The 15,632-nt window shown below is 61.4% G+C and carries 13 protein-coding genes; 10 read left to right on the forward strand and 3 right to left on the reverse strand.

Features of this window, described 5'->3' with window-relative positions; translation table 11 throughout:
- Window positions 1-3 precede the first annotated feature (3 nt).
- Complete coding sequence (locus tag AC3I65_RS20380; RefSeq protein WP_488524328.1) at window positions 4-333, forward strand: GlpM family protein; 330 nt, start codon at window positions 4-6, stop codon at window positions 331-333.
- A gap of 31 nt (window positions 334-364) precedes the next feature.
- Here AC3I65_RS20380 and AC3I65_RS20385 read toward each other — a convergent pair whose 3' ends face one another.
- Both AC3I65_RS20385 and AC3I65_RS20390 read right to left on the reverse strand, forming a co-directional pair.
- Window positions 365-979: an NAD(P)-dependent oxidoreductase gene (locus AC3I65_RS20385; RefSeq protein WP_047227040.1), complete on the reverse strand. Its 615-nt coding sequence runs from the start codon at window positions 977-979 to the stop codon at window positions 365-367.
- A gap of 197 nt (window positions 980-1,176) precedes the next feature.
- Window positions 1,177-2,055, reverse strand: coding sequence for an MBL fold metallo-hydrolase (locus AC3I65_RS20390; RefSeq protein WP_047227041.1), 879 nt, complete (start codon window positions 2,053-2,055; stop codon window positions 1,177-1,179).
- 112 nt (window positions 2,056-2,167) lie between these two features.
- Here AC3I65_RS20390 and AC3I65_RS20395 point away from each other — a divergent pair, with 112 nt between their 5' ends.
- The 8 genes from AC3I65_RS20395 to AC3I65_RS20430 all read left to right on the forward strand — a co-directional run bounded on the left by AC3I65_RS20395 (window position 2,168) and on the right by AC3I65_RS20430 (window position 12,397).
- The gene (locus AC3I65_RS20395) at window positions 2,168-3,073 is read left to right on the forward strand and encodes a LysR family transcriptional regulator (RefSeq protein ID WP_047227042.1); all 906 of its coding nucleotides are present in this window, start codon (window positions 2,168-2,170) and stop codon (window positions 3,071-3,073) included.
- A 220-nt stretch (window positions 3,074-3,293) separates the two neighbouring features.
- Window positions 3,294-4,802, forward strand: a complete 1,509-nt coding sequence (locus AC3I65_RS20400; protein ID WP_047227043.1) for a sigma-54-dependent transcriptional regulator — start codon at window positions 3,294-3,296, stop codon at window positions 4,800-4,802.
- Window positions 4,803-5,233: 431 nt separating this feature from the next.
- Window positions 5,234-5,617 (forward strand): glycine cleavage system protein GcvH, encoded by a 384-nt coding sequence (gcvH, locus tag AC3I65_RS20405; RefSeq protein ID WP_047227044.1) that lies wholly within the window; start codon window positions 5,234-5,236, stop codon window positions 5,615-5,617.
- A 10-nt stretch (window positions 5,618-5,627) separates the two neighbouring features.
- Entirely contained in the window at window positions 5,628-8,477 is a 2,850-nt protein-coding gene (gene gcvP / locus AC3I65_RS20410) for an aminomethyl-transferring glycine dehydrogenase (protein WP_488524102.1), read from the forward strand.
- A 186-nt stretch (window positions 8,478-8,663) separates the two neighbouring features.
- Window positions 8,664-10,040, forward strand: coding sequence for an L-serine ammonia-lyase (locus tag AC3I65_RS20415; protein ID WP_107321979.1), 1,377 nt, complete (start codon window positions 8,664-8,666; stop codon window positions 10,038-10,040).
- A 39-nt stretch (window positions 10,041-10,079) separates the two neighbouring features.
- Window positions 10,080-11,204, forward strand: a complete 1,125-nt coding sequence (gcvT, locus tag AC3I65_RS20420; RefSeq protein WP_047227047.1) for a glycine cleavage system aminomethyltransferase GcvT — start codon at window positions 10,080-10,082, stop codon at window positions 11,202-11,204.
- A gap of 392 nt (window positions 11,205-11,596) precedes the next feature.
- Window positions 11,597-11,809: a cold-shock protein gene (locus AC3I65_RS20425; RefSeq protein ID WP_139049289.1), complete on the forward strand. Its 213-nt coding sequence runs from the start codon at window positions 11,597-11,599 to the stop codon at window positions 11,807-11,809.
- Between the two features lie 99 nt (window positions 11,810-11,908).
- On the forward strand, window positions 11,909-12,397 hold the full coding sequence (locus tag AC3I65_RS20430) for an RDD family protein (RefSeq protein ID WP_047227123.1): 489 nt from the start codon (window positions 11,909-11,911) through the stop codon (window positions 12,395-12,397).
- 49 nt (window positions 12,398-12,446) lie between these two features.
- Here AC3I65_RS20430 and nadA read toward each other — a convergent pair whose 3' ends face one another.
- Window positions 12,447-13,505 (reverse strand): quinolinate synthase NadA, encoded by a 1,059-nt coding sequence (gene nadA, locus AC3I65_RS20435; protein ID WP_419417426.1) that lies wholly within the window; start codon window positions 13,503-13,505, stop codon window positions 12,447-12,449.
- 393 nt (window positions 13,506-13,898) lie between these two features.
- On the opposite strand from nadA, the gene AC3I65_RS20440 reads away from it, so the two are divergent.
- Entirely contained in the window at window positions 13,899-15,632 is a 1,734-nt protein-coding gene (locus AC3I65_RS20440) for a copper resistance system multicopper oxidase (protein WP_488524103.1), read from the forward strand.

Consider the following 15,632-nt stretch of genomic DNA (forward strand, 5'->3'; position numbering starts at 1 on the left):
CTGATTTTCAAAGCAGCGCTCGGTGCCACCGTGGTGGTCATCCTGGCGATGCTCGCCAAGACCAAGAACTATTACATCGCCGGGCTGGTGCCACTGTTTCCCACCTTCGCCCTGATCGCCCACTACATTGTCGGCAAGGGCCGCTCGGTGGACGATCTGAAAACCACCATCGTGTTTGGCATGTGGTCGATCATCCCCTACTTCGTCTACCTGGCGACGCTGTATGTGATGGTCGACCGGATGCGTCTGGAGGCTTCGCTGGCCGTGGCGGCGGTGGCTTGGCTGATGGCGGCGACGGTGCTGGTCAGCGTGTGGATGAGACTCCACAGCTGACCCCGCAGGAGCGCCTGTCCAAACCAGTGGTTCAATAACCGACGGTAAAGCGCTGCCGCGAAAACTGCGGCGTCTCCACTTCATCGATCATTGCAATGGCGTAATCGGCAAAGCTGATCCAACTGCGCCCGGCGGCGTCGAACAGCAGGTGATCCTTGCCGATACGGAACTGACCGGTGCGCTCGGTCTCGACGAACTCCGCCGAGGGCGAGAGGAAGGTCCAGTCCAGGTCCTGTTCCTTGAGCAGCACGTCCAGGAATAATGCTCCGGCGCTGGCTTCGGCGAGGTATTCCTCAGGGAAGCCTTCGCTGTCGATCACACGGCTATTGTCCGGCAGCAGCAACGAACCGGCCCCGCCCACCACCAGCAAGCGCTTGACCCCGGCAGCCTTGATTGGGGCGATGACCTTGTCGGCCGGCACGGTGGCGAAATGGGCGGCGCAGATCACCACATCATGACCGGCTACCGCTGCGATTAAGGCCTCGCTGTCCAATACATCCAACTGCTGGCTGACCACACCGGCCCTCTTACCGATCTTGGCCGTGTTACGGGCAATGGCCGTCACGCTGTGGCCACGACGCAGGGCTTCTTCCAACAACTGGCTGCCGGCCCGACCGGTGGCGCCGATGATTGCGATTTTGCTCATGATGTTCTCCATTGGTTAGCGATGTTGAAATACAGGCTCTTGTGGCGAGAGGATTTATCCCCGCTGGGCTGCGTAGCAGCCCTATAGCTGACATTGAGGTTCATCAGACGGAGCGCTTCGCCTGTTTTGGGGTTGCTGCGCAACCCAGCGGGGATAAATCCCCTCGCCACAACGGTGCTCTGATCAAAGATCGGTATTCACCACTTCATCTCACCCTTGGCCACCTTGGCACTGAGCTCCAGGGAGCTGTCTTCCCCCAGATCGGGGTAGCGCTGCTTCATGGCGGCGATCAGGGCGGCGGAGTCCTTGGCTTTGGCGGTTTCTTCGTCGAAGGCCTTGATGTACTCGGCGGTAAATTTCACCGGAGCCAGGGACCGGGCACTATCACCCAGGTAATGGCCGGGAATCACAGTGTTCGGTTGCAGTTTTTCAATGCCCTCCAGCGTCGCCAGCCAATCCTTGTGGGACTGCGGCGTCTGCGTGTCGGCCATCCAGACGTGAATGTTCTCGGCCACCACGACGCCGCCGACCACCGCCTTGATCGACGGGATCCACACGAAGCTGCGGTCCGGTTGCGGGCCATCAAGACCGATGATCTGCAAGCGCTTGCCCTCCAGGGTCAGGCTGTCGCCCTTGAGTACCTGGGGTACGATCGCTTTGCTCGGCGCATCCGCCTTGAGGATCGGCCCCCAATATTTCAACTTGCCGTCCATGGTGTGCTTGATGTGTTCGACGGTCGGCGCAGAGGCCAGCACCTTGGCATCCGGGAACGCGGCGGTCAGGGTCTCCAGACCAAAATAGTAGTCGGGATCGCCGTGGCTGATGTAGATCGTGGTCAATTGCTTGCCGCTGGCGCGGATTTTCTGCACCACCTGTTCGGCCTGGGACTTGCCGAACTGGGCGTCCACCAACACCACTTCTTTTTCCCCACTGACCAATACCGAGGTCACCGGGAAAACGGCCGTCGCGCCAGGGTTGTAGACCTCCAGGGCAAGGTCGGCTGCCCAGGTGTTGGCCGCAAAAATCATCGAAGCGCTGGTCAGCAGCAGACGCTTGAATAAGGTGGATCCGGTCATGTTGTGCTCCGTTGTGCATAAGCCCGATTGGGAATGAGCGCAGCTTAGGGACCTGACTCGTTTCAAAAAATGCGATGCTTGGACATAGTTTGTTTCTGAAATCGGGCAAATCATGGATCGTCTACAAGCAATGCAAGTGTTCGTCGCCGTGGTGGAACTGGGCAGTCAGTCGGCAGCAGCCGAACATCTGGACCTGTCACGACCGGTGGTGTCACGGTATCTGGCGGAACTGGAAGACTGGGTTGGTGCCCGACTGATGCACCGCACCACTCGCAAATTGAGCCTGACGGCCGCGGGTTTGGAGATCCTGCCGCGCTGTCGGCAGATGCTGGATCTGTCCGGCGACATGCAGGCCGCCGTCAGTACGTCGGACGATGCGCCACGGGGTATGCTGCGCATCAGCGCCAGCACCTCGTTCGGCCAAGCCCAATTGGCGGCAGCCATGACCGAGTTCGTCGTGCGCTACCCAGGGGTCAGCGTCGACCTGCAAATGCTCGACCGCACCGTGAACCTGGTGGACGAGCGCATCGACCTGGCGATCCGCATGAGCAACGACCTGGACCCGAACCTGATCGCCCGCCGCCTCACAGTCTGTCGCTCGGTGATCTGCGCCTCGCCCGGCTACCTGCGTGAACACCCAACGCCCCAACGGGTCGAGGATTTGAGCCGGCACAACTGCCTGACCCACTCCTACGTCGGCAAGAGCCTGTGGCATTTCGAGCAGGACGGCGAGCAGGTCTCGGTGCCGGTGCAGGGCAACATCAGCGCCAACGAAGCCAGCACATTGCTGCAGGCAACGATATCCGGTGCGGGCGTGGCGATGCTGCCCAGCTACCAGGCCGGCACCCACATCAAGAACGGCGAACTGATCCGCCTGTTGCCCCACGCCGAACCCCGCCGGATGAACATGTACGCGGTGTATGCCTCACGCAAACACATGCCGTCGGCGCTGCGTAGCCTACTGGATTTTTTGGTACTCAAATTTCCCGAGAGGCCGGAGTGGGATGTTGGGTTGTAAACGATAGCCGCCTCACCGCCAACTTCCTGTGGGAGCGAGCCTGCTCGCGATAGCGGTGCAACAGCCAATGGAGATGTGGACTGACCCTGCGCTATCGCGAGCAGGCTCGCTCCCACAATAGAGATCGGTGTATATCCTTGACCCTGCACCAGGATTTCACCAACAGCCCGCCCCAAGGCATACTTGCCACCCTCCGTATTCCAGAACCCAGAACCGCCCCATGCGTATCCACGTCAGTTTCATCGACCGCGTCGGCATTACCCAGGAAGTCCTGGCGCTGCTCGGTGGGCGCAATCTCAATCTGGATGCGGTGGAGATGGTGCCGCCCAACGTCTACATCGATGCCCCGACCCTCAGCCCGCAGGTGCTGGACGAATTACGCGAGGCGCTGTTCAGCGTGCGGGGCGTGCAGGCGGTCACCGTGGTGGACATCCTGCCCGGCCAGCGTCGGCATTTGCAGCTCGACGCCCTGCTCGCGGCCATGACCGACCCGGTACTGGCCCTCGACAGCGCCGGCCACGTATTGCTGGCCAACCCGGCATTGATCGCCCTGTACGGGCGTGAACCGGCCGGGGAAAGCGTTGCCGAGCTGTTCGGTGACGAAGCCCTGTTGGTCGCTCTGCTGGAGAATGGTTTCCGCCTGCCGCTTCGGGAAATCACCCTCAACGGCCAGACCTTACTGCTGGACGCCACGCCCATTACAAACGCCGGTGCGTTGCTGACCCTCTATCAGCCAAACCGCATCGGCGAACGCCTATCGGCGCTGCACCACGACCACGCCGAAGGGTTTGACGCGTTGCTGGGCGAATCCCCGGCGATCCGCACCCTCAAGGCCCGGGCCCAGCGGGTAGCGGCGTTGGATGCACCGTTACTGATCCAGGGCGAAACCGGCACGGGCAAAGAGCTGGTGGCCCGGGCCTGCCATGCCATCAGTGCCCGCCATGGCGCGCCGTTCCTGGCCCTGAACTGTGCGGCGCTGCCGGAGAATCTGGCCGAAAGTGAACTGTTCGGCTACGCCCCCGGCGCCTTCACCGGCGCGCAACGGGGTGGCAAGCCGGGGCTGATGGAACTGGCGAACCAGGGCACGGTATTTCTCGATGAAATCGGCGAGATGTCGCCCTACCTGCAAGCCAAGCTGCTGCGGTTCTTGAACGATGGCAGCTTCCGTCGGGTCGGCGGCGACCGGGAAATCAAGGTCAACGTGCGAATCCTCAGCGCGACCCACCGCAACCTGGAAAAAATGGTCAGCGAAGGTTCGTTCCGCGAAGACCTGTTCTATCGCCTGAACGTGCTCAACGTCGAAGTGCCGCCGCTGCGTGAACGCGGCCAGGACATCTTGCTGCTGGCGCGCTACTTCATGCAGCAGGCCTGTGCGCAAATCCAGCGCCCAGTCTGCCGCTTGGCCCCCGGCACCTACCCGGCGCTGCTGGGCAACCGCTGGCCGGGCAATGTGCGGCAATTGCAGAACGTGATCTTCCGCGCCGCGGCCATCTGTGAAAGCAGCCTGGTGGACATTGGCGACCTGGACATTGCCGGCACGTCTGTGGCGCGCCAGGGTGACGTGGAAGTCGAGAGCCTTGAGCAAGCGGTGGAAGCCTTCGAAAAACATCTGCTCGAAAGCCTCTACGTCAACTACCCCTCGACCCGCCAGCTCGCCAGCCGCCTGCAAACCTCCCATACAGCGATTGCCCATCGGTTGCGTAAATACGGGATTTCCGGCAAGCCGTAAGCACGCTGCTGCCCTCTGTGGGAGCGAGCCTGCTCGCGATAGCGATGTATCAGTCAATATCCGTGCTGGCTGACCCACCGCTATCGCGAGCAGGCTCGCTCCCACATTGGGACCTGCGGCGTATCCGGAACCTGGCTCAAAAACGACCTCCACCTGTACTGAAAGCGCTACAGCGGAACGATATCGATACACTTGGCGCTAAGCTGCGCCGCGCAAGGCTTTGATCCCACAACGATTTTTTCCAGGCGTATAGCTGTAGCGATTTCGCTACAGCCCAATACATTCTGCGTTCGATAAAACCAAGCAACTCATTGATATATAAACATTTATTAGCATTGGCCGCATTCTTGCTAAGGATATAACCATTCGGCCGGGCCAAGCCCCGCGCCTTTCTTCGCGTCCACCAGACGAATCTGGCCCCAGGAGTTTCCATGAGCGAGTTGCGTTTCACTGAAGATCACGAATGGCTGCGCACTGAAGCCGATGGCAGCGTTACCGTCGGTATTACCGCGTTTGCCCAGAACGCCTTGGGCGATGTGGTCTATGTTCAGTTACCGGAACTGCAAAGCTACGCCAAGGGTGACGAAGCCTCTACCGTGGAATCGGTGAAAGCCGCCAGCGGCGTGTACATGCCGCTGGACGGAGAAGTGCTGGAAGTGAACCCGGCCCTGGAAAGCAATCCGGAACTGGTCAACGAAGATCCGCTGGGCGAAGGCTGGTTTTTCCGATTCAAGCCCGCCGACGCCACCCAAGTTGACCAACTGCTGAATCAGGACGCCTATGACCGCCTGATCAAAGCCAACGCCGAAGCCTGAGGAGCGCAACATGACCGTTAATCTCGGCACCGCCAACGAATTCATCGCCCGCCACATCGGCCCGCGAGCCAGCGACGAGCAAGCCATGCTCGAGCGCCTGGGCTACGACTCCCTGGAAGCGTTGAGCGCCAGCGTCATTCCGGAAAGCATCAAGGGCACCAGCGTGCTGGACATGGGCGACGGCCAGAGCGAAGCCGATGCACTGGCCTCGATCAAGGCCATCGCTGGCAAGAACCAACTGTTCAAGACCTACATCGGCCAGGGCTACTACAACTGCCACACGCCAGCGCCGATCCTGCGCAACCTGCTGGAAAACCCGGCCTGGTACACCGCCTATACCCCCTACCAGCCGGAAATTTCCCAGGGCCGTCTCGAGGCACTGCTGAACTTCCAGACCTTGATCAGCGACCTGACCGGCCTGCCGATCGCCAACGCATCCTTGCTGGACGAAGCCACCGCCGCCGCGGAGGCCATGACCTTCTGCAAGCGCCTGAGCAAGAACAAGGGCAGCAATGCCTTCTTCGCTTCCCGCCATTGCCACCCGCAAACCCTCGATGTGCTGCGCACCCGTGCCGAGCCCTTGGGCATCGACGTGGTCGTGGGCGACGAACGCGAACTGACCGATGTCGGCAGTTTCTTCGGCGCGCTGTTGCAATACCCAGCCAGCAACGGTGACCTGTTCGATTACCGTGAACTGGCCGAACGCTTCCATGCCGCCAACGCCCTGGTCGCTGTCGCCGCAGACCTGCTGGCCCTGACCCTGCTGACGGCACCGGGTGAGTTCGGCGCCGACGTGGCCATCGGCAGCGCCCAGCGCTTCGGCGTGCCGTTGGGCTTTGGCGGCCCACACGCGGCGTATTTCTCTACCAAGGATGCCTTCAAGCGCGATATGCCGGGCCGCCTTGTGGGTGTTTCCGTGGACCGTTTCGGCAAGCCGGCCTTGCGCCTGGCGATGCAGACCCGCGAACAACACATCCGTCGCGAGAAAGCCACGAGCAACATTTGCACCGCCCAGGTCTTGCTGGCCAACATCGCCAGCATGTACGCCGTGTATCACGGCCCTAAAGGCCTGACTCAAATCGCCAACCGCATCCACCACCTCACCGCGATCCTCGCCAAGGGCCTGGGCGCGTTGGGCCTGGCTGTCGAGCAGGACAGCTTTTTCGACACCCTGACCCTGCACACCGGCGCGCAAACCACCGCCCTGCACGACAAGGCGCGTGCCCAGCGCATCAACCTGCGCGTGGTGGACGCTGAACGCCTGGGCCTGTCCCTGGACGAAACCACCTGCCAGGCTGACGTCGAAACGTTGTGGAGCCTGTTGGCCGACGGCAAGGCCCTGCCGGACTTCGCCGCCCTGGCCGCCACCGTGCAAAGCCGTATCCCGGCCGAGCTGGTGCGCCAGTCGGCGGTCCTCAGCCACCCGGTGTTCAACCGCTATCACTCCGAAACCGAGCTGATGCGCTACCTGCGTAAGCTCGCCGACAAGGACTTGGCCCTGGATCGCACCATGATCCCGCTGGGTTCCTGCACCATGAAACTCAACGCCGCCAGCGAAATGATCCCGGTGACCTGGGCCGAGTTCGGCGCCCTGCACCCATTCGCCCCCGCCGAACAGAGCGCCGGCTACCAGCAACTGACCGACGAACTGGAAGCCATGCTCTGCGCTGCTACCGGTTACGACGCGGTGTCGTTGCAACCAAACGCCGGTTCCCAGGGTGAATACGCCGGTCTGCTGGCGATCCGCGCCTATCACCAGAGCCGTGGCGAAGACCGTCGCGATATCTGCCTGATCCCATCGTCGGCCCACGGCACCAACCCGGCCACCGCCAACATGGCCGGCATGCGTGTGGTCGTGACCGCCTGCGATGCTCGCGGCAACGTCGACATCGAAGACCTGCGGGCCAAGGCCACCGAGCACCGCGAACACCTCGCGGCGCTGATGATCACCTACCCGTCCACCCACGGTGTGTTCGAGGAAGGCATCCGCGAAATCTGCGGGATCATTCATGACAACGGCGGCCAGGTGTACATCGACGGCGCCAACATGAACGCCATGGTCGGCCTCTGCGCCCCAGGCAAGTTCGGTGGCGACGTGTCGCACCTGAACCTGCACAAGACCTTTTGCATTCCTCACGGCGGTGGCGGCCCGGGTGTCGGCCCGATCGGCGTCAAGTCCCACCTGGCACCGTTCCTGCCGGGCCACGCCAACATGGCGCGCAAGGAAGGCGCGGTGTGCGCGGCGCCATTTGGCAGCGCAAGCATCCTGCCGATCACCTGGATGTACATCCGCATGATGGGCGGCGCGGGCCTCAAGCGTGCCTCGCAGTTGGCAATCCTCAACGCCAACTACATTGCCCGCCGTCTGGAAGAACACTACCCGGTGCTCTACTCCGGCAGCAACGGCCTGGTGGCCCACGAATGTATCCTCGACCTGCGCCCGCTCAAGGACAGCAGCGGCATCAGCGTCGATGACGTGGCCAAGCGCCTGATCGACTTCGGCTTCCACGCCCCGACCATGTCGTTCCCAGTGGCCGGTACGCTGATGATCGAGCCGACCGAAAGCGAATCCAAGGAAGAACTGGACCGCTTCTGCGACGCCATGATCTGCATCCGCGAAGAAATCCGTGCGGTGGAAAACGGCAGCCTGGACAAAGACGACAACCCGCTGAAAAACGCCCCACACACCGCCGCGGAAATCGTCGGCGAGTGGACCCACCCCTATAGCCGCGAACAAGCGGTGTACCCGGTGGCGTCGTTGATCGACGGCAAATACTGGCCGCCGGTGGGCCGGGTCGACAACGTGTTCGGCGACCGCAACCTGGTCTGCGCCTGCCCGTCGATCGAAAGCTACGCTTGACCTGAGCGGAGGGCGATCTACCAGCCCTCCGAATCCTCTGTGGGAGCGAGCCTGCTCGCGATAGCGGCGTAACAGCCAATAGAGATGTTGCCTGACACTCCGCTATCGCGAGCAGGCTCGCTCCCACAAGGATCTATGCCAGACCTTAAACCGTCGATCCTCATAAAAAGAAACCGGAGAAACACCATGTCGTTAAGCGTGTTCGACCTGTTCAAAATCGGCATCGGCCCCTCCAGTTCCCACACGGTCGGCCCGATGCGTGCCGCTGCCCGTTTCGTCGAAGGGCTGCGTCGTGATGACCTGCTCAACACCACCGCCAGCGTCAAGGTCGAGCTCTACGGCTCACTCGGCGCCACCGGCAAAGGCCACGGCAGTGACAAGGCCGTGCTGCTGGGTCTGGAAGGCGAACACCCGGATACCGTGGACACTGAAACGGTCGACGCCCGCTTGCGAGAGATTCGCAGCAACGGGCGCCTGAACCTGCTGGGTGAACACTGCATTGAATTCAACGAAAAACTGCACCTGGCGATGATTCGCAAGCCGCTGCCTTTTCATCCCAACGGCATGATCTTCCGCGCTTTTGATGCGGCGGGCCTGCAGGTGCGCAGCCGCGAGTATTACTCGGTAGGCGGTGGTTTTGTCGTCGACGAAAGCGCTGCCGGCGCCGACCGTATCGTCGAAGATGCCACCCCCCTGACCTTCCCGTTCAAAAGCGCCAAGGACTTGTTGAGCCACTGCACCACCTATGGCTTGTCCATCAGCCAGGTGATGCTGACCAACGAAAGTGCCTGGCGCCCCGAAGCCGAAACCCGCGCCGGCCTGCTGAAGATCTGGCAGGTGATGCAGGATTGCGTGGCGGCCGGCTGCCGCAACGAAGGCATTCTGCCGGGCGGGCTGAAGGTCAAGCGCCGGGCGGCGGCGCTGCACCGTCAGTTGTGCAAGAACCCGGAAGCTGCCCTGCGCGACCCGCTTTCGGTGCTGGACTGGGTCAACCTGTATGCCCTGGCCGTCAACGAAGAAAACGCCTACGGTGGCCGCGTCGTCACCGCGCCGACCAACGGCGCGGCGGGAATCATCCCGGCCGTACTGCATTACTACATGCGCTTCATCCCTGGGGCCAATGAAGACGGCGTGGTGCGGTTCCTGCTGACCGCCGCCGCCATCGGCATCCTGTACAAGGAAAACGCCTCCATCTCCGGCGCCGAAGTCGGTTGCCAGGGTGAAGTCGGCGTGGCCTGTTCCATGGCCGCCGGCGCCCTGTGCGAAGTGCTCGGCGGCACCGTGCAGCAAGTGGAAAACGCCGCCGAGATCGGCATGGAACACAACCTCGGCCTGACCTGCGACCCCATCGGCGGCCTGGTGCAAGTGCCGTGCATCGAGCGCAACGCCATGGGCTCCGTGAAAGCCATCAATGCGGTGCGCATGGCCATGCGCGGCGACGGGCATCACTTCGTTTCCCTCGACAAAGTCATCCGCACCATGCGCCAGACCGGCGCCGACATGAAAAGCAAATACAAGGAGACCGCCCGCGGCGGTCTGGCGGTCAACATCATCGAATGCTGATGCGCTTGCCTCACTTCTACATTTTTCCCAGGAGCTGATATGTCCACCGAACCATTGCTGAAGACCCCGTTGCACGCCCTGCACCTCGAACTCGGCGCCCGCATGGTGCCATTCGCCGGCTATGACATGCCGGTGCAATACCCATTGGGCGTGATGAAAGAACATCAGCACACCCGCGATCAGGCCGGGCTGTTCGACGTGTCCCACATGGGCCAGATCCGCCTGAGCGGCGCAAACGCCGCCAAAGCCTTGGAAACCCTGGTGCCGGTGGACATCATCGACCTGCCGGTGGGCATGCAGCGCTATGCCATGTTCACCAACGAAAACGGCGGCATCCTCGACGACCTGATGGTCGCCAACCTGGGCAACGACGAGCTGTTCCTGGTGGTCAACGCGGCCTGCAAGGAGCAGGACCTGGCCCACCTGCGCGCCCATATCGGCGACCAGTGCAGCATCGAGCCACTGTTCGAAGCCCGCGCCCTGCTCGCCCTGCAAGGCCCGGCCGCCGTCACCGTACTTGCACGACTGGCGCCAGACGTGGCAAAGATGACCTTCATGCAGTTCCAGCGCGTCACGCTGCTGGGTATGGACTGCTTTGTCAGCCGTTCGGGCTACACCGGTGAAGACGGTTTCGAGATCTCGGTGCCCGCCGCCGAGGCCGAAAAACTGGCCCGCGCCCTACTGGCCGAACCGGAAGTGGCCGCCATCGGTCTGGGCGCTCGCGACTCCCTGCGCCTCGAAGCCGGCCTGTGCCTTTATGGCCACGACATGAACACTGAAACGACCCCGATCGAAGCCAGCCTGCTTTGGGCGATCTCTAAAGCCCGCCGCGCCGATGGCGCCAGGGCCGGTGGTTTCCCGGGCGCTGAAACCGTGTTCGCCCAGCAACAGGGCGGCGTGAAGCGCAAACGCGTCGGCCTGCTGCCCCAGGAACGCACACCCGTGCGCGAAGGTGCGGAGATCGTCGACGAAGCGGGCGAGATTATCGGTACGGTGTGCAGCGGCGGTTTCGGCCCGAGCCTGGGCGCTCCGTTGGCGATGGGTTACCTGGACAGCGCCTATGTCGCACTGGATACGCCAGTCTGGGCCATCGTGCGTGGGAAAAAAGTGCCTTTGCTTGTAAGCAAAATGCCATTTGTTCCACAACGCTACTACCGCGGTTGATTGACTGTTTCTATACGTAACGCGGTTGCGTTATACGTGCACTAATGTGTAACGCAACCGCCATAAAAAGGTGCATCTACTCGATATTGAAATTGCACCTATAACGTTGAAAACAATTGAACAGCCTATCGAATAAGCCCCAGCCCGCAGCCCCTGTAAATACGAGAATGCTGAGCAAATACGGGGCCTTCAGAGGGGGTTGTTTTTTTGTTCATAGTTGGCGTAGAGTTTGGTCACTGTGTTTGCATGGGTCGCTTGGAACCGTGACCTGGGCAGTAGCCTATGAAGTTCGCTACATCCCGCTCGACGTCTCTTACTTTCCTGCAACCCAGCCCCAGTACTCTTTCATGTGGAAGAGGCTGTCATTAATTTAGCGTCAAGGAAATAAGAAAATGTCTGATCGTCAGAGCGGTACCGTCAAGTGGTTCAACGACGAAAAAGGTTTTGGTTTTATCACTCCTGAAAACGGTCCGGATCTGTTCGTGCACTTCCGCGCCATCCAGGGCACCGGTTTCAAAAGCCTGAAGGAAGGCCAGAAAGTCACTTTCGTCGCAGTGCAGGGCCAAAAAGGCATGCAGGCCGACCAAGTGGAACCCCTCCCATAGGTTGTAGCTTTTGCGCATTAAAAAAGCCCCTGATTGATATCAGGGGCTTTTTTATGGGCGTAAATCCGTAAAATGGCCTCTTTTTCGTCCGAGGCCGTCATGCCCAAACACCTGCTCATCCCCCAAGGCGAGTTCCCTCCCGCCACCCTGGGCCGTCGCCTGGCCGCGATGTTCTATGACTTTTTACTGTGCACGGCCCTGCTGATCGTCACTGGCGGCGTCTACAAGATGATTCAGATGGCGATCATCGGCGAAGAAAAAATGCGCGCCCTCACCGACGCCGGCGCACTGGACGGCGACCCGCTACTGTCCACCGTGCTGCTTTTCGTGCTGTTCGGCTTCTTCGCCAAGTTCTGGACCCATAACGGCCAGACCCTGGGCATGCAGGTGTGGTGCATTCGCGTGCAGAACGCCGATGGCACGGCGATCAGCCTGTGGCAGGCCCTGTTGCGATTTGTCGTGTCGATCGCCTCATTGCTGCTGGTGGGACTGGGCTTCATCTGGTCGCTGTTCGACAAGCGCAAGCGCACCTGGCATGACATCTACTCGGATACGCAACTGGTGCGAATTCCCAAGAAAAAGAAATAGGTCGCAAGCTGCAAGCTTTGGACTTGCAGCTTGCAACTTGAAGCTACCTTCAGGCATTGCCCGCCAGCTTCATCCGCGCCGCCTGAGTGAAGTCCAGCATGCGCTTGAGCGGGCGAATGGCCTGGGGGATCAGCGCCGGGTCGACGAATATCTCGTTGGTGCCTTCCTGCAGGCTCTTGAGCGTGCGCTCCAGGGTATTCATCGCCATCCACGGGCAGTGCGCGCAACTGCGGCATGCCGCGCCGTTGCCGGCGGTGGGGGCTTCGATGAAGACCTTGTCGGGGCACAACTGCTGCATCTTGTAGAAGATGCCACGGTCAGTGGCGACGATCAGTGTTTTGTTTGGCAGGCTTTGGGCTGCGGCGATCAACTGGCTGGTGGAGCCCACCGCGTCGGCCAGTTCAATCACCGAGGTTGGCGACTCAGGGTGCACCAGGATCGCGGCGTCCGGGTACAGCGCCTTCATGTCCTCCAACTGCTTGGACTTGAACTCTTCGTGGACGATGCAGGCGCCGTCCCAGAGCAGCATGTCGGCGCCGGTCTTGCGCTGGATATAAGTGCCCAGGTGCTTGTCGGGGCCCCAGATGATCGTCTCGCCGTTGTCCATCAGGCTCTCGACGATTTCCAGTGCGCAACTGGACGTCACCACCCAGTCGGCCCGGGCTTTGACCGCTGCCGACGTGTTGGCGTACACCACCACGGTGCGCTCCGGGTGCTGGTCGCAGAACGCCGAGAACTCCTCCACCGGGCAACCCAGGTCCAGGGAGCACGTGGCTTCCAGGGTCGGCATCAATACGCGTTTTTCGGGGTTGAGGATCTTGGCGGTCTCGCCCATGAACTTGACCCCGGCCACCACCACGGTCTTGGCCGCATGGGCGTTGCCGAAGCGGGCCATTTCCAGGGAGTCGGACACACAGCCCCCGGTCTCTTCGGCCAGGGCCTGGATGATCGGGTCGCAGTAGAAGTGCGCGACCAGCACCGCATCCTGAGCCTTGAGCTCGGCGGCAATGGCGGCGCGGTACCAGGCCTCTTGCTCGGCGGTCAGCGGCTTGGGCTGTTTGGCGTCGAGATGGGCCTGAACCAGAAGGCGTTCGGAAATTTGCGTCATGTTCGCAAGACCTGCAGGCGCGTTTTGCGCGAAAGTCGAGTATACACCCGGCTCCGGACCACTCGGGTACCGCCGGGAAAGTGGGTATCAATCAGGCACGGTATAGCGTGAAGCCGGCAAGGCTACAGAATAACCCGCCGTTGCAAAAGATCATTCTGACCTGTGCCCTGTGGCCAGCGCTCTATCTGTGGGAGCAAGGCTTGCCCGCGAAGCTGGCGCCTCGATTTCTGAAAAACCGCATGGCCTTCATCGCGAGCAAGCCTTGCTCTCACAGCCGCCTCAACCTGACTGAAATGTAATCACTTCGCGTTCCCGCCTGTGTCATCTTTCTTTCAACCCTGCACACGGACGCCCCTGTGCTCGCTGCAAATCGACTGACGGACTTCAAACGGCATGCAATCAAATACTTCCCGGCGAACCTTCGTAAAAGGCCTGACTGCCGGCGGCATCCTGGCTGGCCTGGGCTTGTGGCGCGCGCCCGTCTGGGCGGTCACCAGCCCCGGCCAACCCAATGTACTGACGGGCACCGAGTTCGACCTGTTCATCGGCGAAAGCCCGGTCAACTTCACCGGCAATCCGCGCATCGCCCAGACCATCAACGGCGGCATCCCCGGCCCGCTGCTGCGCTGGCGTGAGGGTGACACCGTGACCCTGCGGGTGCGCAACCGTTTGAAAGATCCAACCTCCATCCACTGGCACGGCATTCTGCTGCCGGCCAACATGGACGGCGTGCCGGGGTTGAGCTTCAAGGGCATCGAGCCCGATGGCATGTACGTCTATCAATTCAAGGTCCGGCAAAACGGTACTTACTGGTACCACAGTCATTCCGGCTTCCAGGAACAGTCCGGGGTCTACGGCCCACTGGTGATCGACGCCAAGGAGCCCGAGCCCTTCCTGTACGAGCGCGACTACGTGGTGATGCTCACCGACTGGACCGACGAAGACCCCGCCGATGTCATCCGCAAGCTCAAGAAGCAATCGGACTACTACAACTACAACAAACGCACCGTCGGTGATTTCATTGACGATGTCGGCAAGAACGGCTGGGCCGCCACCGTGGCCGATCGCAAGATGTGGGCCGAAATGAAGATGAACCCCACCGACCTGGCCGACATCAGTGGCGCCACCTACACCTACCTCATGAACGGCCAGACGCCGGACATGAACTGGACCGGTCTGTTCAAACCCGGCGAACGCCTTCGCCTGCGCTTGATCAATGGCTCGTCCATGACCTATTTCGACGTGCGCATCCCCGGCCTGAAAATGACCGTGGTGGCGTCCGATGGACAGTACGTCAAACCGGTGAGCGTCGATGAGCTGCGCATCGCCGTGGCCGAAACCTATGACGTTATCGTCGAGCCAAGCGAAGAAGCCTATACGCTGTTTGCCCAATCGATGGATCGCACAGGCTACGCCTGCGGCACCCTGGCGACCCGTTCCGGTCTTTCGGCAACGGTGCCGCCGCTGGATCCACGGCCACTGGTCACCATGGACGACATGGGCATGGGTGGTATGGATCACGGATCGATGCAAGGCATGGCGGGCATGGATCACAGCCAGATGGCGGGGATGGACCACGGTTCCATGCAAGGCATGGACGACGGGCTGTCCCATCCAGACTCCGAAAAAGACAATCCGCTGGTGGACATGCAGGCCATGAGCGTCAGCCCCAAGCTCGACGACCCGGGCATGGGCCTGCGCAACAACGGTCGCAAGGTCCTCACCTACTCGGACCTGCGCAGCACGTTCCCCGACCCCGACGGGCGTGAACCGGGCCGCACCCTTGAACTGCACCTGACCGGCCACATGGAGAAATTCAGCTGGTCGTTCAACGGCGTGAAGTTCTCCGATGCCGCACCGCTGCTGCTCAAGTACGGCGAGCGCCTGCGCATCGTGCTGATCAACGACACCATGATGACTCACCCCATCCACCTGCACGGTATGTGGAGCGATCTGGAGGACGAGAATGGCCAGTTCATGGTGCGTAAACACACCATCGATGTGCCGCCGGGCTCCAAACGCAGTTACCGGGTCACCGCCGACGCCCTCGGACGCTGGGCATATCACTGCCACTTGCTGTTCCACATGGAGATGGGGATGTTCCGTGAAGTTCGGGTGCAGGAATGA

The organism is Pseudomonas sp. N-1-13 (genome assembly GCF_057787095.1).